The organism is Mesorhizobium sp. B2-4-3, assembly GCF_006442815.1.
In the GTDB taxonomy this organism is placed as follows: domain Bacteria; phylum Pseudomonadota; class Alphaproteobacteria; order Rhizobiales; family Rhizobiaceae; genus Mesorhizobium.
In genome coordinates, this window is the sequence record NZ_VFVL01000010.1 from 107251 (window position 1) to 133051 (window position 25801).

The 25801-nt window shown below is 65.1% G+C and carries 25 protein-coding genes and 1 pseudogene; 16 read left to right on the forward strand and 10 right to left on the reverse strand.

From position 1 onward, the window contains the following. Positions 1-11: 11 nt before the first annotated feature. The 6 genes from FJ956_RS12820 to FJ956_RS12845 all read right to left on the reverse strand — a co-directional run bounded on the left by FJ956_RS12820 (position 12) and on the right by FJ956_RS12845 (position 6871). Complete coding sequence (locus FJ956_RS12820; RefSeq protein WP_140675539.1) at positions 12-806, reverse strand: ATP-binding cassette domain-containing protein; 795 nt, start codon at positions 804-806, stop codon at positions 12-14. Positions 807-809: 3 nt separating this feature from the next. After that, positions 810-1796 (reverse strand): ABC transporter permease, encoded by a 987-nt coding sequence (locus FJ956_RS12825; RefSeq protein ID WP_140675542.1) that lies wholly within the window; start codon positions 1794-1796, stop codon positions 810-812. 95 nt (positions 1797-1891) lie between these two features. Next, the gene (locus tag FJ956_RS12830) at positions 1892-2824 is read right to left on the reverse strand and encodes a substrate-binding domain-containing protein (protein WP_140675545.1); all 933 of its coding nucleotides are present in this window, start codon (positions 2822-2824) and stop codon (positions 1892-1894) included. Positions 2825-3033: 209 nt separating this feature from the next. Further along, the gene (locus tag FJ956_RS12835; protein ID WP_140675548.1) at positions 3034-4068 is read right to left on the reverse strand and encodes an ABC transporter permease; all 1035 of its coding nucleotides are present in this window, start codon (positions 4066-4068) and stop codon (positions 3034-3036) included. Continuing rightward, positions 4065-5609, reverse strand: coding sequence for a sugar ABC transporter ATP-binding protein (locus FJ956_RS12840; protein WP_140675551.1), 1545 nt, complete (start codon positions 5607-5609; stop codon positions 4065-4067). The genes FJ956_RS12835 and FJ956_RS12840 overlap by 4 nt, the downstream gene beginning before the upstream one ends. 104 nt (positions 5610-5713) lie before the next feature. Next, the gene (locus tag FJ956_RS12845; RefSeq protein ID WP_140675554.1) at positions 5714-6871 is read right to left on the reverse strand and encodes a fumarylacetoacetate hydrolase family protein; all 1158 of its coding nucleotides are present in this window, start codon (positions 6869-6871) and stop codon (positions 5714-5716) included. Between the two features lie 196 nt (positions 6872-7067). On the opposite strand from FJ956_RS12845, the gene FJ956_RS12850 reads away from it, so the two are divergent. The 6 genes from FJ956_RS12850 (at position 7068) to FJ956_RS12875 (ending at position 13016) form a co-directional block, all read left to right on the forward strand. Continuing rightward, on the forward strand, positions 7068-8351 hold the full coding sequence (locus FJ956_RS12850) for an FAD-dependent oxidoreductase (protein ID WP_140675557.1): 1284 nt from the start codon (positions 7068-7070) through the stop codon (positions 8349-8351). Between the two features lie 94 nt (positions 8352-8445). After that, positions 8446-9336 (forward strand): ABC transporter permease, encoded by an 891-nt coding sequence (locus FJ956_RS12855; protein ID WP_140675560.1) that lies wholly within the window; start codon positions 8446-8448, stop codon positions 9334-9336. Beyond that, positions 9333-10151, forward strand: coding sequence for an ABC transporter permease (locus tag FJ956_RS12860; protein WP_140675563.1), 819 nt, complete (start codon positions 9333-9335; stop codon positions 10149-10151). Before FJ956_RS12855 ends, FJ956_RS12860 begins: the two co-directional genes overlap by 4 nt. A gap of 27 nt (positions 10152-10178) precedes the next feature. Next, positions 10179-11249, forward strand: a complete 1071-nt coding sequence (locus FJ956_RS12865) for an ABC transporter substrate-binding protein (protein WP_140675567.1) — start codon at positions 10179-10181, stop codon at positions 11247-11249. A gap of 89 nt (positions 11250-11338) precedes the next feature. Next, positions 11339-11941: a cupin domain-containing protein gene (locus FJ956_RS12870; RefSeq protein WP_140675570.1), complete on the forward strand. Its 603-nt coding sequence runs from the start codon at positions 11339-11341 to the stop codon at positions 11939-11941. Continuing rightward, the gene (locus tag FJ956_RS12875; protein WP_140675573.1) at positions 11931-13016 is read left to right on the forward strand and encodes an ABC transporter ATP-binding protein; all 1086 of its coding nucleotides are present in this window, start codon (positions 11931-11933) and stop codon (positions 13014-13016) included. Before FJ956_RS12870 ends, FJ956_RS12875 begins: the two co-directional genes overlap by 11 nt. Positions 13017-13031: 15 nt before the next feature. Here FJ956_RS12875 and FJ956_RS12880 read toward each other — a convergent pair whose 3' ends face one another. Next, a complete protein-coding gene (locus FJ956_RS12880; RefSeq protein ID WP_181170159.1) occupies positions 13032-13733 on the reverse strand; it encodes a GntR family transcriptional regulator in 702 nt (233 codons plus the stop codon). A gap of 257 nt (positions 13734-13990) precedes the next feature. On the opposite strand from FJ956_RS12880, the gene FJ956_RS12885 reads away from it, so the two are divergent. From FJ956_RS12885 to FJ956_RS12925, 9 genes are all read left to right on the forward strand, one after another. Next, positions 13991-15019: an ABC transporter substrate-binding protein gene (locus tag FJ956_RS12885; protein WP_140675746.1), complete on the forward strand. Its 1029-nt coding sequence runs from the start codon at positions 13991-13993 to the stop codon at positions 15017-15019. Positions 15020-15098: 79 nt separating this feature from the next. Then, positions 15099-16178 carry an ABC transporter ATP-binding protein gene (locus FJ956_RS12890; RefSeq protein WP_140675579.1) on the forward strand — a complete coding sequence of 360 codons (1080 nt, stop codon included), beginning with the start codon at positions 15099-15101 and terminating at the stop codon, positions 16176-16178. Next, on the forward strand, positions 16175-17098 hold the full coding sequence (locus tag FJ956_RS12895; RefSeq protein WP_140675582.1) for an ABC transporter permease: 924 nt from the start codon (positions 16175-16177) through the stop codon (positions 17096-17098). Before FJ956_RS12890 ends, FJ956_RS12895 begins: the two co-directional genes overlap by 4 nt. Further along, on the forward strand, positions 17095-17895 hold the full coding sequence (locus tag FJ956_RS12900) for an ABC transporter permease (RefSeq protein WP_140675585.1): 801 nt from the start codon (positions 17095-17097) through the stop codon (positions 17893-17895). Before FJ956_RS12895 ends, FJ956_RS12900 begins: the two co-directional genes overlap by 4 nt. A gap of 22 nt (positions 17896-17917) precedes the next feature. After that, entirely contained in the window at positions 17918-19504 is a 1587-nt protein-coding gene (gene ggt / locus FJ956_RS12905) for a gamma-glutamyltransferase (protein ID WP_140675588.1), read from the forward strand. A gap of 45 nt (positions 19505-19549) precedes the next feature. Then, entirely contained in the window at positions 19550-21079 is a 1530-nt protein-coding gene (locus FJ956_RS12910) for an acyl--CoA ligase (protein ID WP_140675590.1), read from the forward strand. Next, entirely contained in the window at positions 21079-22056 is a 978-nt protein-coding gene (locus FJ956_RS12915; protein ID WP_140675593.1) for a 2-dehydropantoate 2-reductase, read from the forward strand. The genes FJ956_RS12910 and FJ956_RS12915 overlap by 1 nt, the downstream gene beginning before the upstream one ends. 100 nt (positions 22057-22156) lie before the next feature. Continuing rightward, positions 22157-22765: a 2'-5' RNA ligase family protein gene (locus FJ956_RS12920; RefSeq protein ID WP_140675596.1), complete on the forward strand. Its 609-nt coding sequence runs from the start codon at positions 22157-22159 to the stop codon at positions 22763-22765. Between the two features lie 108 nt (positions 22766-22873). Beyond that, positions 22874-23227 (forward strand): nuclear transport factor 2 family protein, encoded by a 354-nt coding sequence (locus FJ956_RS12925; RefSeq protein ID WP_140675599.1) that lies wholly within the window; start codon positions 22874-22876, stop codon positions 23225-23227. Positions 23228-23322: 95 nt separating this feature from the next. On the opposite strand, the pseudogene FJ956_RS12930 reads toward FJ956_RS12925, so the two are convergent. Further along, positions 23323-23460 (reverse strand): annotated as a pseudogene (locus tag FJ956_RS12930) (SRPBCC domain-containing protein); the annotation flags it as partial. A gap of 104 nt (positions 23461-23564) precedes the next feature. Between FJ956_RS12930 and FJ956_RS12935 the strand changes: the two are divergent. Continuing rightward, on the forward strand, positions 23565-23912 hold the full coding sequence (locus tag FJ956_RS12935; protein WP_140675602.1) for an ArsC family reductase: 348 nt from the start codon (positions 23565-23567) through the stop codon (positions 23910-23912). Positions 23913-24156: 244 nt separating this feature from the next. Here FJ956_RS12935 and FJ956_RS12945 read toward each other — a convergent pair whose 3' ends face one another. Both FJ956_RS12945 and FJ956_RS12950 read right to left on the reverse strand, forming a co-directional pair. Then, a complete protein-coding gene (locus FJ956_RS12945; RefSeq protein WP_140675608.1) occupies positions 24157-24510 on the reverse strand; it encodes a DUF488 domain-containing protein in 354 nt (117 codons plus the stop codon). A gap of 25 nt (positions 24511-24535) precedes the next feature. Beyond that, complete coding sequence (locus tag FJ956_RS12950; protein ID WP_140675611.1) at positions 24536-25792, reverse strand: aminopeptidase; 1257 nt, start codon at positions 25790-25792, stop codon at positions 24536-24538. Positions 25793-25801: the final 9 nt, after the last annotated feature.

The following is a 25801-nucleotide window of genomic DNA, read 5'->3' on the forward strand; positions in this document are numbered from 1 at the left end:
ACGCCAGACCGTCAGCTATGCCGCTGCGGGCCGTCGGAAATCGCGTCCCGGATCTCCTTGTCCGACATGCCGGTGATGACGCGCTCGACCTCGGCGACCGTAGTCTTTTTCGGATCGATGTCGTCGGCCACCACCTTGCCCCGGCGCATCACCACGATGCGGTCGACCACCTGGAAGACGTGATGGATGTTGTGCGCGATGAAGATGCAGGAGTGCCCGGAATCGCGGGCGCTGCGCACGAAGCTCAGCACCCCTTGCGTCTCGGCGACGCCGAGATTGTTGGTCGGTTCGTCGAGGATGATGAGATCGCTGTCGAAATGCATGGCGCGCGCGATCGCCACGGCCTGCCGCTCGCCGCCCGACAACGAGCCGATCGGTGTCGTCGGCGGGATATTCTTGGTGATGCCGACCTGCCTGAGCAGGTCGCGCGCCACCGCATTCATTGCATCCTGGTCCATGCGGTTCAAGAAGCGCGGCGCCCTGATCGGCTCGCGCCCGAGGAACAGGTTGCGCGCGATTGACAATTGCGTGACGAGGGCCGAGTCCTGGTAGATCGTCTCGATGCCGTGGGCGATGGCATCGCTGGTGCTGCGCAGCGTGACCTTCTTGCCGCGGATGAAGATGTCGCCGCTGGTCAGCGGCACGGCGCCCGACAGCACCTTGATCAGCGTCGACTTGCCGGCGCCGTTGTCGCCGAGCAGGCCGACGATCTCCTTTTCGTTGACGTGGAAATTGGCGTCCACCAGCGCCTGCACGCGCCCGTAGGACTTGCGGATGTTTTCCATGCGGATCAGCGGTTCGGCCATGGTTCAGGTCCCTGCCTGGTGACGGCGCTCGAGCCATGAATGCAGCGCCATCATGCCGAGGATGATCGCGCCGATGAAGATGTTGTAGGCAAGCCCCGGCACGCCGATCAGCACGATGCCGTTGCGCATGACGCGCAGGATCAGGATGCCGAGCACCGTGCCGATGATGGTGCCGCGCCCGCCGGTCAGCGCCGTGCCGCCGATCACCACCATGGCGATGACCTCGAGCTCGTAGCCGGTGCCGCTGTTGGGGTTGGCCGCGGACGTGCGCAGCGACGAGATGACGCCGGCGAGCGACGCCATCACCGCCGACAGGATGAACAGGCCGACCTTGACGCGGTTGACGTTGACGCCGCGCGCGCGGGCCGCGTTCGGATTGCCGCCCGCCGCCTGGATCCAGTTGCCGGTGCGGCTCTGCGTCAGCACATAGCCGAGCACGATCGCAGCGCCGATGAACCAGAACAGCGAGGCATAGATGCGGAACGGTCCGACATAGAAGTCGCCGACCAGGATGTTCGCCAGCCAACTGCCTTCCGCGCTCCAAGTGCGCTGCGGGAAGCCGTCGGTGATGAACAATGCCGTGCCGCGCACGACCAGCAGCATGCCGAGCGTCACCAGGAAGGACGGGATCTTGAGCTGGGTGACGAACCAGCCATTCACCAGCCCGACCAGGGCGGCGACGATCAGCGCGATCAGCAGGCCCATCTCCAGCGAAGTGACGCCGCTGTTGAAGAGCGTCCACATCAGCACCGGCGAGAAGCCGAACAGCGAGCCGACCGAGAGGTCGAATTCTCCGGATGTCATCAGCAAGGTCATCGCCAGCGCGATCAGGCCGAGCTCGACGGTGAAGGCCAGGATGTTCGAAATGTTCTGCGGCGACAGGAAGTCGGGATTGATGCCCCAGAAGACGACGAGTTCGACGACGAGCAGCACCAGCGGACCGAATTCCGGCCGCGCGATCAGACGTTGGACGAAGGAATGATTTTCCATTGAACCCGCGACGTAAGCGCGGCCGTCCGATGGGGACGGCGCGGGGAGAAGGAAAAACGGTCGCGACAGGGGTGTCGCGACCGTTCGCTTGAGGATTACTTGCCAGACAGGATCTTGTCGTAGACGCCGGCGGTGTCCTTCTCGTAGAGCGCGCCGGTGATGACGTTGAAGCCCGGAGGAATGCCGCTGGCGGCCATGTTGGCCATCGACAGCGCGATATAGCTGGTCGCCTGCGGGTCCTGCCACTGCCCGGCATTGACGTAGCCATTCAGCACTTCCTGCGTGGTGTCGAGCGAGTTGCCCCAGCCGACGACCGGGATTTCGCCCGGCTTGACGCCGGCCTGGTCGAACACGCGCTTGATCGAGCCGGTGACGAGGTCGCCGAGGCCGATGATCGCCTTCACCTTGCCCTTGTGCGCGGTGAGGTAATCGACCATGCGGTTGATCGCTTCGGCCTGGTCGAGCGTCGCCTCGGTCACCTCATAGGTGATGCCCGCCGGCTCGAACACGCTCTTGATGCCTTCCTCTTCCTGCACCCCATAGGTGGCGCCGGGGATCTCGACCGGCATCCAGACGAAGTCGCCCTTCTTCACCAGGCCCTTGTCGACCAGATACTGCGCCCAGTGCTTGCCGAAGGTGACGTTGTCGCCGCCGACATAGGCGTTGAAGCTGGCTTTCGGATCGGGCGTGTTGAAGTTGACGATCGGGATGTTGGCCGCGCGCGCTTCCTTGACGATCTCGACAAGGCTGCCCGGATCGGGGCTGGTGGTGACGATGCCATCGGCCTTGGCCGAGATGGCGGCGCGGACAGCCTCCTGCTGCGAGGCCACGTCGCCATTGTGGAACGAGGTGTTCACCTTGTTGCCCGTGTCGCTCGCCCATTGCTTGGCGCCGGCCAGGAAGTAGGTCCAGACCGGATCGGCCGGGCCGCCATGCGAAATCCAGTAGAACGTCTTGGCCTCGGCCATCGCCGGAATGGCGAGTGCCGCGATCAAGCCAAGCACGAGCAGTCTTAGCCGCGAAAGCATTCGATTCCTCCCATGTTGAAACTCTCCTCCTGGATCGGCGCGATGCGCCTTGGAACCCGCATCTCCTGCCAGCGCCGACCGGAACGTCCAGAGCATTCTCTTTTTCGGGCGGTGGCAAGCCTCCATCGCCAGTGGATGTTGGCACAGGCGCGCACGCCATCACCAATCCCATCAGATTGCATCAGCAACGGCGATATTTCTGTCAGGGGTCAGCCGCGCTTGCCGGCCTGCCTGCGTTCGGCGCGATGGCTGCGCCAGATCCTGCCGATCCGGTCGGCCGCAAGTGCCGCGACCAGCAGCGCGCCGACGGCGAAGCTCGCCCATGCGCTGCCGATGCCGAGCAACGCCATGCCGTTCAAAACGACCTGGATCACCAGCGCGCCGATCGCTGCCCCGACGACGCTGCCATGGCCGCCCGACAATCGCGTGCCGCCGAGCAGGGCCGCTGTTATGGCGAACAGGGCGAAGCCATTGCCGTCGGCGGGCGCGATCGTGCCTTGCGCGCCCAGGTGAATGACGCCGGCGAGCCCGGCGACCGCGCCCATCAGGGCCAGCGCCGTCAGCCGTACGGTGGCCGTCGCGATGCCGGCATGGGCGGCCGCTTCCGGATTGCTGCCAGTCGCCTGCGCGCGGTAGCCGAAACGGGTGCGGTGCAGGACGATCTGCAGGGCGGCGGCCAGCAGGACGAAGATCGCGACACTTGCCGGCACCATGCCGAAAGCCTTGCCGGAGAGCGTCGAGAAGAAACTGCCGTCGCCTGCCGGCGGAGTGATCGCTTGTCCTTTGCCGATGACCGACGACAGGCCGTCGGCCATCCACCAGCTGCCGAGCGTCACCGCGATCACCGGCACCCGCAATGCCTGCGCAAGCAGGCCATTGACGAGGCCGATGCAGGTGCCGAGCGCGATGCCGGCGAGCACCGAAAGCCAAGGGTCGGTCCCGGCCGCGATCAGAACTGCCGCCGCGACAGCCGCAAGGTGGAACACGGCGCCGACCGACAGGTCGATCTCGCGGATTGCGAGCACGAACACCATGCCGATGGCGGCGATGCCGGGAAGGGCAGCCTGCTCGACCAGCACCAACAGATTGGCGGGTTCGAGGAACGGCCGATGCAGCCAGCCGAGCAGCCCGACAAGCACGGCCAGCGCGACGACCACACCGGTCTCGGACGGCAGCCGAAAGTCCGGTTTCGCCTTCGGCGTCGCCGATCCGGCCAGGCGTGGGCTGGTGTCGGCGCTCGTCATGCGGCGTTCCTTTGACTGGTCGTTGCCGGCTCACGTGCCGGCGCCGCCGTATCGCCGGTGATCAGCTTGCGAAGGGTCGCGGCGTCCATCTCGGAGCCGGCGACTTCGCCAGCCAACCGGCCGTCGCGAAAGGCGATGACGCGGTCGCAAAGCCCGGCCAGTTCGGACATCTCGCTCGAATGCATGAGCACGACGCAGCCGCTGGCGGCCATTTGCCGGACCAGCCCATAGATTTCCTGCTTGCTGCCGATGTCGATGCCGCGCGCCGGCTCGTCGAGCAGCACGACCTGCGGGCCGATCTCCAGCCATCTGCCGAGAGCCACCTTTTGCCGGCCGCCCGCCGACAAGGAACCGGCAAGCTCGTCGCTGCCGCTTCGAATGCGCAGCGCCTCGACCAGCCGCGCCGCGCGCTCGGCTGCCGCCTTCGGCGAATACCAGCGACGACCCCAGTCGCGCGCGCCGAGCACCACGCTGGAGAGGTTGAAGGCGATGGATTTGTCGGCCATCACGCCGTTGCCGGCATGGCTGGAGATCAGGCAGATGCCGCGCCGCGCGGCCTCGGTGCGGGTCTTCGGCAGGCCGTCCCCGTCGGGAAAGCGCACCTTGCCCTTGCGCGCCCTGCGTTGGCCGAACAGCATGGCAAGAAGATCCGACGCGCCGGAGCCCCGAAGGCCGGCGAGGCCGACGATTTCGCCGGCGCGGGCGCTGAACCCGACGCCGGCGAGCCGACCGCCGCTCAGGCCGGAAACGGTGAGTTGCGGCCGCAGCGTGCCGGCGACGTTGGACAGCGATCGCAAGGGCAGCGGGAAGAGCGTCAGGCCCAGCTGACCGATCATCGCTTCCTCGGTCGCCGTCAGGTCGGACCGTGGCTTGGAAAGCACGTCGCGGCCGTTGCGGATGACGCTGACCTGGTCGGCGAGCGCGAGCGCTTCCTCCAGCCTGCTGGTCAGATAGAGCATTGTCATGCCACGCGCCTTCAGCTCGCGCAGCACCGCAAACAGCCTGTCGCCCTGGCTTCGGTCGAGAGCCTCGCACGACTCGTCCAGCACGAGCAGCCTCGGATGATCGAGCAGCGCGCGGGCAATGCCGACAAGCTGCCGTTCGGCAGCGCCGAGCTCGCCAAGCGGCGCGCCGACATCGACCGCGAGGCCGAGCTGGCGCAACAGCGCAAAACTGCGCGCCTGCATCTCGCGGCGCGAGACCAGGCCGCTCCGCAACGGTTCGCGATTGACGAACAGATTGGCGAGAACCGACCGGTCGGGGAACAGCGCGGATTGCTGCAGCGCCACCGCAATTCCGTGCTTGCGCGCGGCGCTCGGGCTGTCGATGGCAACGCTGTGGCCGTCGATTTCGATCGCGCCGCTATCTGCCCGCTCGATGCCGGCCAGGATCCGGGCCATGGTCGACTTGCCGGCGCCGCTTTCGCCGACGATGGCATGGATCGTGCCCCGCTCCGCGGCAAGGCTCACATCTTCGAGCGCGACAAAGCCGCCAAGGCGCTTGGCGAGGTTGCGCACCGAGATCAGCGGCGAATCGGACATTCAGGCGGCCCCCCGACCGCGATGCGATCTTGGAGCGGATCGCGCCCGTAGTCACCTGTATTTCATAAAAAATTAATGAAGGAAGCCGGCCTTGACCGATGTCTTCAGAGAAGGCCCGCCCTGGCCAGGTCGCGCATCAGGTGGCTGGCGCCGTAGGTCCAGTGCGGACAGTCCGGCGACAGGCGCACACGGTTGGTGAGCGCGCCGAGCTTCTCCGACGAGATGGTGACGATGTCGCCGACCTTGTGGGTAAAGCCCTTGCCCTTCTCGCCGCGATCCTTCGACGGCACGAACATGGTGCCGAGATAGAGCGCCAACCCGTCCGGATACTGGTGATGCGGCCCCATAGCGGCCTTGACCAGCTCTTCCGGCGAGCGGCTGATTTCCGCCATCGAGCTCGCGCCCTGCAGCGAGAAGCCGTCCTCTCCCTCGACGCCGAGCCGCACCGTGGCGCGCTTCACGTCGGCGATCGAAAACGTCTCGTCGAACAGCCGGATGAAGGGGCCGAGCGAAGCGGAAGCGTTGTTGTCCTTGGCCTTGCCGAGCAGCAGCGCCGAGCGCCCCTCGACGTCGCGCAGGTTGACGTCGTTGCCGAGCGTGGCACCGACGATCCGGCCCGAGCTATCGGCGATCATGGCGATCTCCGGCTCTGGATTGTTCCAGGTGGAGACCGGATGCAGTCCGACATCGGCGCCGAAGCCGACCGAGGCCATCGGCTGGCATTTGGTGAAAATCTCGGCATCCGGGCCGATGCCCACCTCCAGATATTGCGACCAGGCGCCGCGCGAAATCAGCTTGGCCTTGATCTCCATCGCTTCCGGCGAGCCGGGCTTGAGCTTCGACAGGTCGTGGCCGATCAGTCCGGCGATGTCGGCGCGGATGGCGTCGGCCTTTTCGGCCGAGCCGCGCGCCTGTTCCTCGATGACGCGCTCGAGCAGGCTGACGACGAAGGTGACGCCGGAGGCCTTCACCGCCTGCAGGTCGACGGGCGAAAGCAGGATCGGCTTCTTCGCATCGCGTTCGGCTTCGAAGCTGTTGGCCGCGATCTCGGCGAGCGCGCCGATCGCCTTGCCCTTGGCCGAGCGCAGATAGCCGGTCGGATCCTTCAGCTCGCAGACATCGCGCACCGTGGGCGCCGCGCTCGAGGTGATGTCGATGACCTGGCCGTCGCGCACCGTGACCACCAGCGGATGGGAAGCTTCGCTTGTCCTGGCGCGGCCGACGAAAATTCCATCGGCGGGCAGGCGAGTCGGATCGGTCATGGCATCATTCCTCTCAATTTTCGTGCGCGGCACTTTTCCCCGATTTCGCGGAAACGTCTATCCCGCCAGCCGCAACATTTATGACCACGCATGTGCGCTGTCACACAGCCACAGCCGAACTGGCCCATCGAAGCGCTCTTTCAAATTTATGAAATCGGCAATAGGATTTCACGAAGTTCCACGCGTAGGTGACCTCTTGGCCGCAGCCTTTTCCGATCCGATCTGGCGAAAGCCCCAGGCGGCCACGGCGTTCCAGTCCGAGCTTTCGGCCGGCGGCACGCTTGACACGGTCATCGTCGGCGGCGGCATCATGGGGCTATCGACCGCGCTGCATGCGGCGCGCGCGGGGCTTTCCATTCAGGTGCTTGACGCCTGCGCGATCGGGCAGGGCGCTTCGGGCCTCAATGGCGGCCAGGTCATTCCAGGCCTCAAATACGATCCGGAATGGCTGATCGGGCATTTCGGCAAGGAGCGCGGCGAAGCCCTGGTCGATTTCGCCGCCTCGACGGCCGATGCCGTGTTCGATGTGATCCGCGACGAGAAGCTGGCCGTGCCGTTCACGCGCAACGGCTGGATCCAGGCGGCCCACACCGAGACCGCCTTAAAGGCAGCCGCTAACCGCGATCGCCAATGGCGCTCGCGCGGCGCCGACGTCGAACTGCTCGATCAGGCAGGGATCGCGGCTATGACCGGCGCCAAGGGCTATCTCGGCGGCTGGCTCGACCGTCGGGCAGGCGTCGTCGATCCGCTATCTTACACGCTTGAGCTTGCCCGCGTCGCCGCGGCCGCCGGCGTGAAGATCGCCGAGCAGCAAAGGGTGGTGAAACTCGCCAGGGAGGCCGGCGTCTGGCGGGTTTCGACGCAAGGCGGCGCCGAACTGCAGGCCAAGTCGATCGTGCTCGCCACCAACGCCTACACGGACGGGCTGTTGCCTGGTCTCGCCCAGACGATCGTGCCGCTGCATTCCTTCCAGGTTGCCACCGCGCCGCTCCCGGACGAGCTTGCCGCAAGCATCCTGCCGGGCGGACAAGCCGTTTCCGATTCCCGCCGCATCCTCGTCTACTATCGCCGGAGTCCCGATGGCCGAATGGTGTTGGGCGGCCGGGGCCGCATGGCGCTACCTTCGAACGCCGCGGACTGGGCGCATTGCGAACGCGCGCTCATCCGCCTCTATCCGGCGCTCGCGGGCGTCGCCATCGAAAAACGCTGGTTCGGCCGCGTGGCGCTGACACCGGATCATCTGCCGCATTTGCATGAGCCGGAAAAGGGCCTGCTCGCCGTCGTCGGCTGCCAGGGCAGGGGCGTCGGGCTGATGAGCGCGCTGGGCAAGCGCGTGGCGGGCTACCTGGCGAGCGGCGATGCCAGGCAATTGCCGTTCCCGCTCTCGCCGATCAAGCCGATCCCGTTCCACGCTTTCCGCCAGGTCGGCGTCGCCGCGGCGATCGCCTGGTATCGAATGTTGGACGCCTTCGAGCGCTGACGCCGAACGAGTGCGCCGCACAAGCGATTCAGCTTGACAGTTTCAGGAATATGAAAAAACATTAGGTGATTTCAGAATTTCGATGGGCAGTTCGATGTCGTCGACCATCGCCGCAGCGCGGCCATCGCCGGAAACCCGCATCTCGCCGGTCTTCCGCTTCGCCATGCTGCTTCCGGGCGGGCTGGTCACTTTCTTCCTCATCCTGTTCGCGCTTGGCCTGGTGGTCTTCCTCGCCTTCAGGGGAAATGACGGCTCGCTGCTCGGCGTCGGCCTGACGTCGAGGAATTTCGTCACCGTCGCTACCGATCCGCTCTACTGGACGGTGACGCTGCGCTCGCTGGTCATCGCCGGCCTGGTGACGCTCGCCACCGTGGTCACCGCCTATCCGGTTGCCTATTACCTCGCCTTCCATGCCGGGCGCCGGCGCAACCTGCTGCTTTTCCTGGTCACGCTGCCGTTCTGGACCAGCTACCTTTTGCGCGTCTTCGCCTGGAAGATCGTGCTCGCCTATAACGGCGTGCTGAACTCGGCTTTCATCGAGACCGGCCTGTGGTCGGAGCCGACGCTCGCCTTCCTCAACACGCCGGCCGCGGTGGTCGTGACGCTCGCCCACGCCTATGCGCCTTTCGCCATCCTGCCGATCTATGTGGCGCTGGACACCATCCCGAAATCGCTGCTCGAAGCCGCATCCGATCTCGGCGCGCGACCCTTCACCAGCTTTCGCCGCGTCGTGCTGCCCAATTCCATGCCGGGCGTGCTGGCGGCGGCGCTCGTCGTCTTCGTGCCGACGGTCGGCGACTATGTCACGCCCGCCATGGTCGGCGGTCCAGCCAGCACGATGATCGGCACGCTGATCCAGTCGCAGTTCGGCAAGGCCAATGACTGGCCGTTCGGGGCGGCACTCTCGGTCTGCGTCATGCTGGTCATCCTTTGCGTCGTCCTGGTGGCGCGCGGCGCCGACCGCCGGTTTGGCAGCCGCACATGAGCGCCCGGGCCGACACCAACAACGACGGCCGCTGGCTCGGCCTCTATGTGCTTGGCTATCTCGTCTTCCTCTATCTGCCGGTGCTGCTGATCCCGCTGTTTTCCTTCAACAACTCGATCCAGGCGGCGTTTCCGCTGCAGGGCTTCACGCTCGAATGGTACCGCACGCTCTACGGCAGCCCCGCGCTTTCCGGCGCTTTGGCCAACAGCCTGGTCATCGGCGTCATCGCCGCCTCCGGCGCGACGCTCTGCGGCATCACCGTTTCCTATATGGACCTCTATGGCCGCTCGCCGCTCGCCGCCACGATCAGCGCCATCGCCCGGCTGCCGATCCTGATCCCGGGCGTCATCGTTGGCATCTCGCTGTTGATCCTGGTCAACCTCATCGGCCTTGGACCGTCGCGCGTTTCCATCGTGCTCGGCCATATCCTCGTCGCGCTGCCGACCACCGTGGTGGTGATGCGCAGCCGCTTCGCCGCCATCCCGAAGACGATCCGCGAGGCCGCGCTCGATCTCGGCGCGTCCGACTGGACGACGTTCCGGCGCGTCATGCTGCCGCTGAGTGCGCCCGCCGTGCTGTCGGCCTTCATGCTCTCTTTCCTGATTTCCTTCGACGAGTTCATCGTCGTCTTCTTCCTCGCCGGCACCGAGCCGACGCTGCCGCTCTACATCTGGAGCCAGCTGCGCTTCCCGCGCTCGCTGCCGACCGTCATGGCGCTCGGCACAGTGATCCTCGCTGTCTCCTTCATCATCGCGGGCACAGCCGAAGTCCTTCGCCATCGCGGTCTTGGAACTGCGCGCCGCAACCCAGCCTGAACCACAACAAAGAAGAGGAGAACGAAAATGACAATCCACCTGAAATCGATCGCCGGACGCAAAGCCCGGGCCGGCCTTGCCGCGCTGGCCCTCGCGCTGTCGTCGACGGTCGCTCTGGCCGCCGACAAGCTGCAATATTTCACCTGGTCGGGTTACGAATTGCCCGACTTCAACAAGAGCTTCCTTGCCGCGCATCCCGATGGCGTCGAGGCGACGATCTTCGGCGATGACGACGACGCCTTCACCAAGGTCAAGGCCGGCTTCAAGCCCGACATCGCGCATCCCTGCTACGACAAGGTGGCGCGCTGGAACAAGGAAGGCCTGCTGCAGCCGATCGACACCAAGCGCATCAAGAACTGGGATTCGATCTTCCCGGTGTTCAAGAACCTGCCCGACCTGCAGGCCGGCGACGGCAAGGTGTGGATGGTGCCGTGGGACTGGGGCAACACCTCGATCCTCTACCGCACCGATCTGGTGAAGAACCCCGAGGCGAGCTGGAACCTTCTGTGGGACAAGCAATATGCCGGCCGCATGGCGACCATCGACGCCGTCCACGACACGCCGATCGTCGCGGCACTTCTCGCCGGCGTGAACCCCTTCGACATGACGCCGGACCAGATGGACAAGGTGGCCGAAAAGCTGCGCGAGCAGCGGCCGCTGCTGTCGAGCTACACGACCGACATGACCTCGGTCGAGCAGGCGCTGGCGAGCGGCCAGCTGGTCGCCGCCATGACCTGGAACGCGTCGGCCACCTCGCTCAAGAAGCAGGGCGTTCCGGTCGAGTTCATGAAGCCGAAGGAAGGCATGCTGACCTGGGCCTGCGGCTTCGTCATGCTGAAGGACGCCAAGAATGTCGATCTCGCCTATGACTTCATCAACAGCCGGCTCGACGCCGACTCGGGCAAGTTCCTGATCCAGTCTTATGGCTATGGCAGCTCGCTCTCGACCGCCTTCGCCGGCGTGTCGAAGGAGGAGCTCGACAAGCTGCAGCTGCCGGCGGATCCCGACGTGATGCTGAAGTCGACCATCTTCACCGGTCCGATGAAGCAAAATGACGATGTGGCGAAGATGTTTGAAAAGGTGAAGGCGGGGGGGTGAGTGAGCGGCTTCCCCTTCTCCCACAAGGGGAGAAGGGGGAGCCTGGTGGCGCTACGCCGCGCCGGTGGAAAGACAACAAGGACCAACGAATGGACATTCTTGACGAAGCAAAGCCGAAAGACGATGCCGATGTCCGCGTCGGCCGGCGCGTGCGGGCGCTGAGACTCGAGCGCAAGCTGTCTCTGGCCGAGCTTGCGGCCAAGGCAGGCATCTCCATCGGCGCGCTCAGCCAGATCGAGCGCGGCATGTCCTCGCTGCGCGTCAAGGTGATCTGGCCGCTAGCCGCCGCGCTCGACATCGAACCGTCGGCGCTCATCACCGACGGCAACGAGGCGGTGAACGACCTCTATTGCGTGCGGTCGGATAAGCGCCGCTCTATTCCGGTGAAATCCGAAGGCATCGCCAAGGCGCTGCTGTCTCCGCCTGCCGCCACGCTTACCGGCATGCTTGTCACGGTCGAGGCCGGCGGCGGCACGGCGGAAGCTTACGCCCATGCCGGCCATGAATTCGGCTTCGTCATGACGGGCGAGGTCGAGCTGGTGGTGGACGCCACGACCTATGTGCTGAAGGCCGGCGACAGTTTTGCCTTCAAGAGCACGCTGCTGCACGCCTTCCGCAACCCCGGCGCCGAGCGCTGCCAGATCCTGTGGGTCAACACCACCAAGCCGTCCGAGGTGCGCGATGGCGCCTGAACCACTCGTTCGGCTGCAGAAAGTCTCGAAAGTCTTTCCGGGTGGCGTGGTCGGCCTCGATGCCGTCGATCTGGATATCGCCACCGGTGAGTTCCTGACCTTGCTCGGTCCATCCGGCTGCGGCAAGACGACGAGCCTGCGCGTCATCGCCGGCTTCGAAAGCCCGACCAGCGGCAATGTCCTGCTCGATGGCCGCGACATCACGGGGCTGCGGCCCTTCGATCGCCCGGTCAACACCGTCTTCCAGGACTATGCCTTGTTCCCGCATATGGATGTCGCGGCCAATGTCGGCTTCGGCCTGTCGCTGCGCAAACTGTCCGGAGCCGAGCAGGCGAAGCGGGTCCGCGATGCGCTCGACATGGTCGGGCTTGCCGAGAAGCTGCGTGCCCGCGTGTCCGAGCTTTCCGGCGGCCAGCGCCAACGCGTCGCTTTAGCCCGCGCCATCGTCTGCGAGCCGCGCGTGCTTCTTCTCGACGAGCCGCTGTCGGCGCTCGACGCGCATCTGCGCGAGCAGATGCAGGTCGAATTGAAGCGGCTGCAGTCGCGGCTCGGCACCACCTTCGTCATGGTCACGCACGACCAGACCGAGGCGCTGTCGATCTCGGACCGCATCGTCGTCATGAACAAGGGCCGTATCGAGCAGACTGCTGCGCCGGCCACGCTCTACGACCGGCCGGCGACGCGCTTCGTCGCTTCCTTCATCGGCACGATGAACTTGCTGCAGTCACGCTTCCTCGGTCGCGACGGCGAGCGCCTGCGCTTCGCCGCAGGTGAGTTACCGCTGGAGGCTACATCCGACAGCGGCGAGACGCCGGCCGCCGGCGACACGCGCACCATCGGCGTGCGCCCGGAGGATCTTCTGGCTGCCGGTGAAGCCGCCGAGGGAACCGCGCCGGCGCGGGTGAGCGGCGTCGTCTTCCATGGCCGCACGCTGCGCCTGCATGCCGAACTGGGTGAGGGGACCGCGATCGTCATCGATGCCCCGCGCCGTGCCGACGGTTCACAATTCAGCGTCGGCGACGTGGCGCATGTCAGCCTGCGGCGCGGCGCCAACTGTCCCATGCTTTCCAACTGATGCGATAGCGTTGGTTCAAGACGCCTTGGCGAAGAATCCCTGATAATCGGACTTAGCCTGCAGCAGGCGCAGGATGTTCTCGCGCGAGCCGCGCACATGCGCGCGGGCGCGCTCGCCGGCCAGCGTGACATCGCCGGCGCAGATCGCGTCGACGATGCCGGCATGTTCCTCGCGGGTGAGCTTCCATTCGTCCAGCCACAGAAGCTCTGTCCAGACATATTGCTGGCATTTGTCGAGTATGCCGCAAAGCATGCCGTGCAGCATCTCGTTGCCGCTGATCTCCGCGATCACCCGATGCAGGTCGATGCCGACCTGCAGCTCCTCGAATTTCTCCCTGGTGCTGCGATCCGGGATCGCCGCCAGCCGTTCGCATTCGGCCAGCATCTCGCGCAGCTTCGCCTTGTCGGCGGCGGTCGCGTTGGCTGCCGCCAGTTCGGTCGCGCGCCCGTCGAGCAGCTCGCGGATGTCGAAAGCCTCGCGGAACATGGTCAGGTTGAACTCGGCCACCACATAGCCCTGGCGCGGACGCCCGATCACCAGGCCGTCGCGCTCCAGACGGTTGAAGGCCTCGCGCACCGGCGTGCGGCTGACCTTCAGGCGCTCGGCGATCTCATTTTCCGTCACGCGGCCGCCCGGTGGGATCTGGCCGGTGATGATCAACGCCTTCAGCGCCTCGAACACCGAGTCGCGCAGCGTGTTCTTTCTCTCCTTGCTCAAGCGTCCCGCCTCCAACGGTCAGTCATGGAATCGCAGTCTAGTGCCTTTTAGCGCCTGCTTGAAACAGGCCGCTCGACAGGAACGAACGCCCCGATCCAAGTCTCGATGTATCCCCGCCAAAAACCGCACGTCCCGTGTTGACATCGGCTTCCGGAGAATTACACTCAAAATTGTATACAAATTCGCATACCAAATCAACGATAACGGGAACACCGGTTGGAGAAGCGAAAATGACGAAGAGACTTTGTATTCACGGCATGGGCATCCACGGCATGGCCGTCGCCTGCCTGCTCGCCGCGGTCGCCGTTCCGGCGTCGGCCGCCGACACCATCACCGTCGCCTCATGGGGCGGCACCTATCAGGAAGCACAGACCAAGGCCTTCTTCGATCCGACGGCCAAGGAACTCGGCATCACCATCAAGCAGGACACCACCAACGGCCTCGACGACGTGCGCTTGCAGGTCACCGGCAATGCCGTCAAATGGGACATCACCGAGCTTGGCGCCGACGAATGCGCCCGTGGCTCCAAGGAAGGTCTGTTCGAAAAACTCGACTACAACGTCATAGACAAGAGCGGCATCAACCCGAAGCTTGTCCACGACGACTGGGTCGGCATTTCCTACACCTCCGTGGTGCTGATCTATCGCACCGATGTCTTCGGCGACAAAGGCCCGAAGACCTGGGCCGATTTCTGGAACGTCGAAAAATTCCCCGGCCGACGCGCGCTTTCCGGCAGCCAGGCGACGGAGACGCTGAGCGTCGCCGCTCTCGCCAAGGGCATTCCGATCGACAAGGTCTATCCTGTCGACATCGACGGCGCGCTGCAGTCGGTGGACAAGATCCGCGGCCACATCGATGCCTGGTGGACATCCGGCGCGCAGGCCATGCAGCTCGTCAAGGATGGCGAGGTCGACATGGCGAGCATCTGGAACGGCCGCGCCGGCACCTTGAAGAAGGAAGGCGCGCCGGTGAGCTTCTCCTTCGACCAGGGCGTGCTCACCGCTGACTGCATGGTCATCCCGAAGGGCTCGAAGAACAAGGACATCGCCATGAAGGTGCTGGCCAGATTCGTCAGCCCCGATCTCCAGGCCAATCTGCCGCTCTATGTCGACAACGGCCCCGCCAACGAGAAGGCGTTCGAGACCGGCAAAATCCCGCCGGAGCGCATCAAGGACATCAATTCCGCGCCCGAGAACGTCAAGAAGCAGGTACTGCAGGATCCCGAGTTCTGGCGCGACACGCTCGTCGAGGCGACCGAGAAGTTCAACAACCTGATCCAGCAATAGCGATCCTGTTGGAGCGGCGTCCACGAGGCGCCGCTCCGCATCGTTCGCGAAAAATGATCCGGAGTTGAAGGAGATGCTCTTGTCTCTCGCGCAGACCGCGCTTCCCATCGGCATCAGCGGTATCGAGAAGCGCTTCGGCGGCGTGTCCGTGCTGCATGACCTCGGCCTCGATGTCGCGGCGGGCGAATTCCTGACGCTGCTCGGGCCGTCCGGCTCGGGAAAGACGACGCTGCTGATGATCATGGCCGGCTTCGTGCGGGCCAATGCCGGCTCCATCAAGGTCGACGGCGAGGAGATCGTCACCATGCCGCCGCACAAGCGCAACATCGGCATGGTGTTCCAGAACTATGCGCTGTTCCCGCATATGAACGTCTTCCACAACATCGCCTTTCCGCTGAAGCAGCGACGCGTGTCGACGGCCGAAACGGCCGAGCGTGTCGAGAGGGCGCTGGACCTTGTGCAGCTGAAGGGCCTCGGCGAGCGCCGCGTCGACCAGCTCTCCGGTGGCCAGCGGCAACGTGTGGCCTTGGCCCGCGCCATCGTCTTCGAGCCGCGCATCGTGCTGATGGACGAGCCGCTGTCGGCGCTCGACAAGAGCCTGCGCGAGCATATGCAGATCGAGCTGCGCCACCTGCACCGAAGGCTCGGCATGACCACCGTCTACGTCACGCACGACCAGCGCGAGGCGATCACCATGTCGGACCGCATCGCCGTCATGAATGCCGGGCGCATCGAGCAGATCGATCAGCCGGAAGTGCTCTACGCCAAGCCGCAGACGAAGTTCGTCGCCGGCTTCATCGGCGAGTCCAGCTTCGTTCCGGTCGAATGCCGCAATGGCAGCGTCTGGCATGAGGACAGGAAGTTTCGCATGACGGCAGCCGCGCCGTCGAACGGACGGCACCTGATGGTGGTGCGGCCGGAAAAACTGCGCGTGATCGCCGGCGAACCTGCAGGCGACGTCAATGCGCTGCCGGCAATTGTCGGCGATGTCATCTATCAGGGCGACAGCTTCGTCTGCTATGCGACGCTCAAGGATGGTCGCCAGGTGACTTTGCGCGACTATTGCCGTTCCGACGTGCTGGCGAAACTGCCGGCGCCGGGCGAGCCGATAACGCTCGGCATCGACGCGCAGGACGTCGTTCTGGTGGCCGACCAATGAGCCTTGCATCCGCCAGTCTCAGTCATGCCGGCCGGCCCGATGGGGCGCTCAATGCCGATGCCTTGCGCGCCGACGCGCGGCGGGAATCGCGTGGCCTGCTCGCGCTTTTGTCGCCCGGGCTGCTTCTGGTCTTCGCCGTCATCATCGTGCCGATCGGCTGGCTGTTCTGGCTGTCGCTGTTCGACGAGGCCGGCCAGCTCAGCGCCGCCAATTACGCGCGCTTCTTCGAGCAGGCCTCCTATATCAAGACCTTCGTCACCACCTTCAAGGTGGCCTTCGTCGTCACCGGCGCCTGCGTGCTCCTCGGTTATCCGCTGGCCTATATGCTGTCACAACTGCCGCGCCGCGCCGCCGGGGTCTGCCTGATCTTCGTCATCCTGCCGTTCTGGACCTCGGTGCTGGTGCGCACCTACGCCTGGCTGGTCATCCTGCAGCGCAAGGGCCTGGTCAATACGTGGCTGATCGATCTTGGCGTCATCGGCCAGCCGCTGCCGCTCGCCAACAATTTCGCCGGCGTCGTCATCGGCATGACCCACATCATGCTGCCCTTCCTGGTCTTGCCGCTCTATGCCTCGATGAAGAGCATCGACACCGACTGCCTGCGCGCCGGCATGAATCTCGGTGCCAGCCCTGCCGCCACTTTCCGGCAGATTTTCCTGCCGCTGTCGCTGCCAGGTCTCGCCTCGGGCGTGGTCATCGTCTTCGTGCTGTGCCTCGGCTTCTTCGTCACCCCGGCGCTGATGGGCGGCGGCAAGGTGATCATGTGGGCCATGCGCATGGAGCAGACCACCAGCCTCTATTCCAACTGGGGCGCTGGCGCCGCGCTCGGCGTCGTGTTGCTTGGCGTCACGCTGGCGCTGCTCGGCCTCTTCCAGTGGCTGCTCGGTGCCCGCGCCACCGGGGTCTGGAGCCAGCGATGAGCATGGAAAACGCCCTGCCCATCTCGCATCGGCAACGCCTCTGGCTCTACGCGCTCGGCGGCCTCGTCATGCTGTTCCTGATCGCCCCGTCGGTGATCATCGTCATCATGTCCTTCTCGGGTTCGACGCTGCTGCAGTTCCCGCCGCAGGAATGGTCGCTGCGCTGGTATGAAAGCTATTTCGGCTCGGTCGAATGGCGCGACGCCACCATCGTCTCGGTCAAGGTTGCAGTGATGACGGCGATCGTCGCAACCCTGCTCGGCACCGCCGCGGCATACGCCATCAACGCCCGCACGCTGCGGCTGACCGGCGCCATCAACGCGCTGCTCACCGCCTCGCTGATCATCCCGGTCATCCTGATCGGCATCGGCACCTTTTTCCTCTACGCCCGCATCGGCCTCAACAACACGCTGACCGGCCTCGTCATCGCGCACACCGTGCAGGCGCTGCCGCTGGTCGTGTTGACCGTGCTCTCGGGCTTGCGGTCCTATGACATGAACCAGGAGAAGGTGGCGCGCAGCCTCGGCGCCGGCCGCTTCTCCGCCTTCTTCCAGGTGACGATGCCGCAGATACGCTTCTCGATCGTCTCGGGCGCGCTGTTCGCCTTCATCACCTCGTTCGACGAGGTGGTGGTGTCGCTGTTCATCTCCGGCGGCGAGACCACGACGCTGACGCGGCGCATGTTCAATGCGCTGCGCGACCAGATCGATCCGACGATCGCCGCCATTTCGACTTGCCTGATCGTGCTATCGATCGTCTTGTTGTCCGCTGCCCAGCTTTTCGGCCGCGGACGTTGATTTGAGGGATACCCAGAACCGCATGCGTGACTTCCAGTTTCCAGGCCGCTCGCCGGTCCGCGCCACCGAGGCCATGGCCGCGACCTCGCATCCGCTCGCCACGCTTGCGGCAATCGACATGCTGCGCTCCGGCGGCAACGCCATGGACGCCGCGGTCTGCGCGGCCGCGGTGCAGGCCGTGGTCGAGCCGCAGTCGACCGGCATCGGCGGCGACTGCTTTGTCCTCTATTGCCCGAAGGGCGACGGCAATGTGCTGGCCTTCAACGGCTCGGGCCGCGCGCCCGGGGCGGCGACGGTCGACTGGTATCTGGACAAGGGGTTCGACGAGCTGCCGAAACAGGGCCCGCACGCGGTCACCATCCCAGGCGCCGTCGACGCCTGGTGCCGGCTGCTGGAGGATCACGGCCGCAAGGGTTTGGCCGACGCGCTGGCTCCGGCCATTCGTTACGCGGAAGAAGGCTATGTCGTGCACGACCGCGTCGCCTTCGACTGGCAAGATCCCGAGACCGACTTGTCGGCGGACGAGGTGGCGACGCGCATCTTCCTGCCGGGCGGCAAGCCGCCGAAAGCGGGGGACGTCCATCGCCAGCCGGAGCTGGCTGAGACGCTGCGTGTCATCGCCGGGAAAGGCCGCGCCGGTTTCTACGAGGGCGCGGTCGCGGACGATCTGGTCGGGCGGCTTCGCGCGCTCGGCGGCCTGCATACGCTCGACGATTTCGCCGCCACCAAGGGCGATTACCGGACCCCGGTCAGCACCTCCTATCGCGGCTACGACATCCACCAGATGCCGCCCAACAACCAGGGCCTCACCGCGCTTTTGATGCTGAACCTGCTCTCGGGCTTTGAGCTGGGCAAGCTCGATCCGGAAGGTGCTGCGCGCCTGCACCTCGAGATCGAAGCGGGCCGGCTCGCCTATCAGGACCGCGACGCGTTTTTCGCCGATCAGGATCATGTCGACGTGCCGGTCAAGGCGCTGCTTTCCAGCACCTATGCCGATCGCCTGCGCGCCGCGATCGATCCCGAGCGCGCCATGACCGATCTCCCGCGCCTCGATCTGCCGGGCAGCGACACGGTCTATATCAGCGTCGTCGACCGCGACCGCAATGCGGTGAGCTTCATCAACTCGACCTATTATTCCTTCGGCAGCGGCGTCGTCGGCCCGAAGACCGGCGTCGTGCTGCAGAACCGTGGTTCCAGCTTCCGCCTCGATCCGAAGCACCCGAACGCGATCGCGCCGGGCAAGCGGCCGATGCACACGATCATGCCGGGCATGATGACGAGGAACGGCCGCGCCATGATGCCCTTCGGCGTGATGGGCGGCGGCTATCAGCCCTTCGGACATGTGCATCTTTTGACCAACATGATCGACTTCGGCATGGACCCGCAGCAGGCGATCGATGCGGCGCGCGTGTTCTACAACCACGACGTCGTCGAGGCCGAGCGCAGCGTGCATCCCGATGCCGTCGAAGGCCTGCGCCGGCGTGGACATCGTGTGGTGGAGCCCGGTCATCCGCTAGGCGGCGGGCAGGCGGTGCTGATCGATTGGAAAAAGGGCACGCTGACCGGCGCGTCCGATCCGCGCAAGGACGGCCTGGCGCTCGGATATTGAGCGGCGCTGGACATCGGCCGATCCTTCGAAACATAGTCTGGAACCATGACAAACACTGAAGACGCCACCGATCTTGCCCATCGCCTTGCGCCCGGCGCCGACGACGCGCCGGCCATCGCCGCGCCCGAACGGACGGCCCTCTCGCATGGCGGACTGCGCCGCCTGATCGGCGATACCGTGGCGCGGCTCAACACGCTGGGCATCGGCCGCGGCGACCGTGTCGCCATCGTGCTGCCGAACGGCCCGGAAATGGCGACGGCTTTCATCGCCGTTGCCGCCGCCGCCTCCACCGCGCCGCTCAATCCGGCCTACCGGGCCGACGAGCTCGATTTCTATCTGAGCGACATCGGCGTCAAGGCGATCCTCGTCGGCAAGGACGAGCAGAGCCCTTCGGTCGAAGTCGCCGGGCGCCTCGGCATCCCGGTGCTGCGGCTGGCGGTGCCGGAAGGTGCGCCGTCTGGCGTGTTCATGATCGAGGGCGATCCGGTCGGCCCCCCGGTCGCATCCGGCTTGGCTGAGGACAGCGACACCGCGCTCCTTCTGCACACCTCCGGCACCACGTCGCGTCCGAAACTCGTGCCGCTCAGCCACGCCAATCTCGCGGCGTCGGCCGCGCATATCGGCGCGACGCTCGGCCTGACGCCGGCCGACCGCTGCCTCAACATCATGCCGTTGTTCCACATCCATGGCCTGATCGCCGCAGTGCTTTCCTCGCTCGCCGCCGGCAGCAGCGTTTTCTGCACGCCGGGTTTCAACGCGCTGCGTTTCTTCCAGTGGCTCTCCGAAGCCAAGCCCAGCTGGTACACCGCCGTGCCGACCATGCATCAGGCGATCCTGCCGCGCGCCGCGCGCAACCCCGAGCAGCTCGCCGAGGCGAAGCTGCGCTTCATCCGCTCGTCGTCGGCTTCGCTCCCGGCGCAAGTGATGGCCGAGCTGGAATCCACCTTCGGCTGCCCGGTGATCGAATCCTACGGCATGACCGAGGCCGCGCATCAGATGGCGTCCAACCGTTTGCCGCCCGGACTGCGCAAGCCCGGCAGCGTCGGCGCGTCGGCCGGCCCGGAAATTGCCGTCATGGCGCCGGACGGGCGGCTGCTCGAACCCGGCGAGATCGGCGAGATCGTCATTCGCGGCCCCAACGTCACCGCCGGCTATGAGAAGAACCCGGACGCCAATGCCAGCGCCTTCGCTCATGGCTGGTTCCACACCGGCGACCAGGGCGTGCTCGACGAGGACAGCTACCTGCGCGTCACCGGCCGGCTGAAGGAGATCATCAATCGCGGTGGCGAAAAGATCTCGCCGCTCGAGGTCGACGAAGTGCTGATGGACCATCCGGCGGTGGCGCAGGTCGTCACCTTCGCCATGCCGCATGACAAGCTGGGTGAGGAGGTAGCGTCCGCTGTCGTGCTGCGCGAAGGCCAGAGCGCCAGCGAGGCCGATATCCGCGGCTTCGCCGCCACCCGGCTCGCCGATTTCAAGGTGCCGCGCAAGGTGCTGATCCTCGACGAGATACCGAAAGGCGCGACCGGCAAGCTGCAACGCATCGGGCTGGCCGCCAAGCTTGGGCTCGGCTGATGCGCATCACTGTCTTCGGCGCAGGCGCCATCGGCGGCTACCTCGCCGCCAAGCTCGCGATCGCCGGCTCGGTCGATCTGTCGATCGTGGCGCGCGGCGTGCATCTGGAAGCGATCAAGGCCGATGGCCTTCGCCTGATCGAGGACGGCAAGGAAAAGGTGGCGCAGGTCAAGGCTGCCTCTCGCGCGGAAGAACTCGGCGTGCAGGACTATGTCGTGCTGGCGCTGAAGGCGCATTCGCTGGCGCCGGCGCTGGGCGAGATCGCGCCGCTGCTGGGCGAGGGGACAGCCGTCGTCACCATGCAGAACGGCGTGCCCTGGTGGTATTTCCACAGGTCGGGCGGCGCGCTCGAAGGCACGCGGCTCGACGCGGTCGATCCTGGCGGTGCGATCTGGGATCGCATCGGGCCGGAGCGGGTCGTCGGCTCCGTCGTCTATCCCGCCGTCGAGGTCGATGCGCCCGGCCTGATACGCCATGTCGAGGGCACGCGCTTTTCGCTGGGCGAGCCGTCGGGCGAGAAGAGCGAGCGAGCCACCGCGCTTGCCCGCGAAATGGTCAAGGCCGGGCTGCAGGCGCCGGTGCGCGAGGACATACGCTCGGAGATCTGGGTGAAGCTTTGGGGCAATCTCTCCTTCAACCCGATCTCGGCGCTGACTGGCAGCACGCTTGCGGCCATCGTGGCAGACGAGGGGACACGCGCCACGGCGCGCGCCATGATGCTGGAAGCGCAGGCGATCGGCGAGAGCCTCGGCGTGAGGTTCCTCATCCCGGTCGACCGACGCATCAAGGGCGCCGGCGATGTCGGCGAGCACAAGACCTCGATGCTGCAGGACCTCGAACGCGGTCGCCCGATGGAGATCGACGCGCTGGTCACGGCGGTGCAGGAACTCGGGCGCCTCACCGGCCAGCCGACGCCGACCATCGACACCGTGCTGGCGCTGGTGCGCCGACTGGCGATCGAACGTGGATGTTATTGACTTCATAGACGTGAAGATCGTCCGGCCTTGACTCTTGTCGATGTTCCTGTTTTGTTCGGGTTGGAGCTCAACAGGAGCGTTCTCAGCCGAACGAGTACGGATGTCTCGGCAACAAGAGTTTGATTTCGGTATTCCGCTGCCTCCGAAGCAGCCAAAGCGGCCGGATCGGTTGTTCTTCGCCTTACTGCTGGAAGCGAAATACCGATCCGAATTTTGGGCGCTGCAGAGGCGACTCTGCGATATCAACGGGATAACTGGATCGCTGCTGCTGAAAGAGCGGTTTCACGTCAGCCTGCAGCATGTCGGCGACTACAAGCGACTTCGATCGAAAACAGAATTCGCAGCAAAGCGGTCCGGCCGGCTCGTTGAGATGACGGCGTTCGAAGTCGCATTTCATCATGCCGTGAGTTTCCCCGGCCGCCCGGTGGTAAAGGGAAGACCGCCCTCTCGTCCGTTCGTGCTTTTGGCTGACAATGGGCCGGTCTGCGAACTCAGCCGGCGGATTGGCACTGCAATGAAGGCAAACGGCCTCAAGTCGGCGGATTACTTTGTCCCGCATATGACGCTTGCCTATGACGAGAAATTCGTCCCCAGGCAGCCGATCGATCCAATCGGCTTTGTAGCAAGGGAGTTCGTCCTCAGTCACAGCCTGCGCGGCCTGACGATCTACAAGGATCTGAACCGCTGGCCGCTTATGGCCGCGTTATAGTTCCAGGCGCGACGATCCTGACACGATTTGTCACCTGTGGAGCCTGCCGTCGGTGGCAGGCGAACGATCGATACCTACTTGATGTCTTGTCCAAACCGGGAGGAAATCATGACCACTGCCGAAATCGCCAAGGATTTCACCGAACTCCTTAAGCAGGGCGACAGCCATGGCGCTGCCGCGAAATACAATGCCGACGACATCGCCAGCTACGAGGCGATGGAAGGGCCGATGGCCGTTTGCAACGGCAAGGCTGCCGTCAAGGAGAAGGGCGCCTGGTGGGAAGCCAACCATGAGGTTCACGGCGGCTCGATCGACGGCCCCTATGTCAATGGCGACCAGTTCGCCTTGCGCTTCACATTCGACATAACGCCCAAATCTACCGGCGAACGCGTCAAAATGGACGAGGTCGGCCTCTACACGGTCAAGAACGGCAAGATCAGCGAAGAGCGTTTTTACTATTGAGGCCGATCGGCCTGAGGCGTCTCGCTTCTTTCGCTGCGCAAGCTTGAAATCAGGGATGGCGACCGGGCTGATATTCCGGTCGCTATGCCTGTGTCTCAAATCGTCTTCACATACTGAGCCAGCTGGTCGGCCACCGTGCTCCAGCCGTCGAAGAAACCCATCTCCTCGTGGCTGTTGCGCGTCGCCTCGTCGCGGTGGATGACGGTGGCGGTGTAGCGCGTGCCTTTGCATTCAGTAACGGCAAGAGCCAAATCGCATCGGCGCAAAGCGCTGGCAAAGCGGACAGGGCAGGCCTAGGGTTTTGCCGGATTCGCAACCGATCCGCCCGAGGCCCCAATTGACCATCACCATGTATGGCATCACCACTTGCGACACGATCAAGAAGGCGCGCGTCTGGCTGGAGAGCCATGACGTGCCGTATCGTTTTCACGATTACCGGGCCGAAGGGGTCGAGGCGCACAGGCTGGACAGTTGGGTCGGAAAGGTCGGCTGGGAAAAGCTGCTCAACAAGGGCAGCACCACGTTTCGCGAGCTGCCGGAGAAGGACAAGCAAGCGCTCGACGAGAAGAAGGCGAAGAAGCTGATGCTCGCCAGACCGACGATGATCAAGCGGCCGGTGCTGGAGGTGGGCGGTGACGTTATCGTTGGCTTCAAGCCAGAGGTTTACGAGGAGGCGATGAAGTAGGGGCGGGACGCCGAAGCTGCCAATCTCCCCCCTTGCGGGGGAGATGGCCGGCAGGCCAGAGGGGGGTGTGAAGGAACGCGGCGTTGGTAGAACGTGTCCAGCGCGAACCGCCTTTGGTATGCGGTTTGAGTATCGAGGGGCTTGCGGGACAGCACCCCCCTCTGCCCTGCCGGGCATCTCCCCCGCAAGGGGGGAGATCAGATGTCGCCGCCGCTTTCGCCGATCGCCAACGTAGCGGGATACATCACGTCCCTCGCAAATACCTCGCCAGCGCCACCGCATTGTTGTGCGCCTCGTCATGCGCGCCATAGAGCAGCGTCACCTTGCCCCTGCCGAGTAGCGCACGCAGCTGCGCCACCGCCTCGCCATTCCCATCGAGCTCGGCCCGATACCGCTTCTGGAACTCCGGCCAGCGCTCCGGCTCGTGCCCGAACCATTTGCGCAGTTCGTCGCTCGGCGCGATCTCCTTCAGCCATAGCGTCAGTTCGGCGTCCTTCTTGCTCACGCCGCGCGGCCAGAGGCGATCGACCAGCACCCGCTGGCCGTCGGCTTTCGCCGGCGGCTCATAGACGCGCTTCACCGCTATGTCGAAGGCCATCTTATCTCCGTTGGCGGGAGAGCTGTTACGCCCACTCGCCCTTGCGCATCACCGGCACGCGGCCGCCGTCCTTGGCGACGCCGTCGATATCGATCTTGTCCGAGCCGATCATCCAGTCGATGTGGATGAAACTCTTGTTGCCGCCGCGCGCCGCAATCTCCTCCTGGCTGAGCGAAGCGCCCTCGACGAAGCACTTCGAATAGCACTGCCCGAGCGCGATGTGGCAGGCGGCGTTCTCGTCGAACAGCGTGTTGAAGAACAACAGGCCACTCTTCGAGATCGGCGAGGAATGCGGCACCAGCGCCACTTCGCCGAGGCGTCGCGCACCCTCGTCGGTGTCGAGCACCTTCTTCAAGACGTCCTCGCCCTTCGAGGCCTTGGCCTCGACGATCCGGCCGCCTTCGAAGCGCACGGAGATCTCGTCGATCAGCGTGCCCTGGTAGGAGAGCGGCTTGGTCGAGGAGACATGGCCCTCGACGCGCCTTGCATGCGGCGTGGTGAAGACTTCCTCGGTCGGGATGTTCGGGTTGCAGGTGACGCCGTTCTTCGCCGTCGAGGCGCCGCCCATCCATTCATGGCCGTCCGCCAGCCCGACGGTCAGGTCGGTGCCTGGACCGGTGAAATGCAGCGCGTGGAAATTATGCCCGTTCAGCCATTTCGTGCGCTCGGCGAGCGCCGCGTTGTGTGCCTTCCAATTGCCGATCGGGTCCTCGACGTCGACCCGCGAGGCCGAGAAGATCGCGTCGGCAAGCTTCACCACCGAGACGTCGTCCGGCTCGCCCGGAAATACCTGCTTTGCCCAGGCAAGGTCGGGATAGGCGACGATGTTCCAGTTGATGTCGAAGCCGGTGATTTTTTCCAGCGCCGGCTGGTAGGCCATCGAGTTCGCCTTATTGGCGCGCGCCACCTTGGCCGGATCCTGCGACGAGAGCAGCGACGGATCTTCGCCGCGCACGGCGAGCCGCGCCGCATTGTTCGAGAAGGCTTTCGCCATGCCTTCATAGAGCCAGCCGGCGGCGCGGTCGAAGCCGGCGTCGGCGCCGTAGCGGAAACGCGCCAGCGTGATCTCGTCGTCGTTGAAGATCGGCGTCACCAGCCCGGCGCCGGCCTTGTAGGCGTGCTCGACGATGCGGCGCGTCAGCGGCAGCGCCGCGATCGACGAGGTCAGCACCAGATCCTGTCCGGGCTGCAGCTGCAGTCCGACCTTGATGGCGACTTCCGCCAGCCTGTCGAGCTTCACCGGGTCGATGCTTGCCGAAACGCCGCGCGAATGTGTGGTCATGGGTCCTGC

Coding starts and splice junctions, on each gene's coding strand:
- FJ956_RS12900 (WP_140675585.1), top strand. CDS start 17,095: ATGAGCATGGAAAACGCCCTGCCCATCTCGCATCGGCAACGCCTCTGG.
- FJ956_RS12910 (WP_140675590.1), top strand. CDS start 19,550: ATGACAAACACTGAAGACGCCACCGATCTTGCCCATCGCCTTGCGCCC.
- FJ956_RS12870 (WP_140675570.1), top strand. CDS start 11,339: ATGGACATTCTTGACGAAGCAAAGCCGAAAGACGATGCCGATGTCCGC.
- FJ956_RS12830 (WP_140675545.1), bottom strand. CDS start 2,824: ATGCTTTCGCGGCTAAGACTGCTCGTGCTTGGCTTGATCGCGGCACTC.
- FJ956_RS12915 (WP_140675593.1), top strand. CDS start 21,079: ATGCGCATCACTGTCTTCGGCGCAGGCGCCATCGGCGGCTACCTCGCC.
- FJ956_RS12925 (WP_140675599.1), top strand. CDS start 22,874: ATGACCACTGCCGAAATCGCCAAGGATTTCACCGAACTCCTTAAGCAG.
- FJ956_RS12920 (WP_140675596.1), top strand. CDS start 22,157: ATGTCTCGGCAACAAGAGTTTGATTTCGGTATTCCGCTGCCTCCGAAG.
- FJ956_RS12945 (WP_140675608.1), bottom strand. CDS start 24,510: ATGGCCTTCGACATAGCGGTGAAGCGCGTCTATGAGCCGCCGGCGAAA.
- FJ956_RS12860 (WP_140675563.1), top strand. CDS start 9,333: ATGAGCGCCCGGGCCGACACCAACAACGACGGCCGCTGGCTCGGCCTC.
- FJ956_RS12845 (WP_140675554.1), bottom strand. CDS start 6,871: ATGACCGATCCGACTCGCCTGCCCGCCGATGGAATTTTCGTCGGCCGC.
- FJ956_RS12885 (WP_140675746.1), top strand. CDS start 13,991: ATGGGCATCCACGGCATGGCCGTCGCCTGCCTGCTCGCCGCGGTCGCC.
- FJ956_RS12950 (WP_140675611.1), bottom strand. CDS start 25,792: ATGACCACACATTCGCGCGGCGTTTCGGCAAGCATCGACCCGGTGAAG.
- FJ956_RS12855 (WP_140675560.1), top strand. CDS start 8,446: ATGTCGTCGACCATCGCCGCAGCGCGGCCATCGCCGGAAACCCGCATC.
- FJ956_RS12835 (WP_140675548.1), bottom strand. CDS start 4,068: ATGACGAGCGCCGACACCAGCCCACGCCTGGCCGGATCGGCGACGCCG.
- FJ956_RS12895 (WP_140675582.1), top strand. CDS start 16,175: ATGAGCCTTGCATCCGCCAGTCTCAGTCATGCCGGCCGGCCCGATGGG.
- FJ956_RS12820 (WP_140675539.1), bottom strand. CDS start 806: ATGGCCGAACCGCTGATCCGCATGGAAAACATCCGCAAGTCCTACGGG.
- FJ956_RS12840 (WP_140675551.1), bottom strand. CDS start 5,609: ATGTCCGATTCGCCGCTGATCTCGGTGCGCAACCTCGCCAAGCGCCTT.
- FJ956_RS12825 (WP_140675542.1), bottom strand. CDS start 1,796: ATGGAAAATCATTCCTTCGTCCAACGTCTGATCGCGCGGCCGGAATTC.
- FJ956_RS12865 (WP_140675567.1), top strand. CDS start 10,179: ATGACAATCCACCTGAAATCGATCGCCGGACGCAAAGCCCGGGCCGGC.
- FJ956_RS12875 (WP_140675573.1), top strand. CDS start 11,931: ATGGCGCCTGAACCACTCGTTCGGCTGCAGAAAGTCTCGAAAGTCTTT.
- ggt (WP_140675588.1), top strand. CDS start 17,918: ATGCGTGACTTCCAGTTTCCAGGCCGCTCGCCGGTCCGCGCCACCGAG.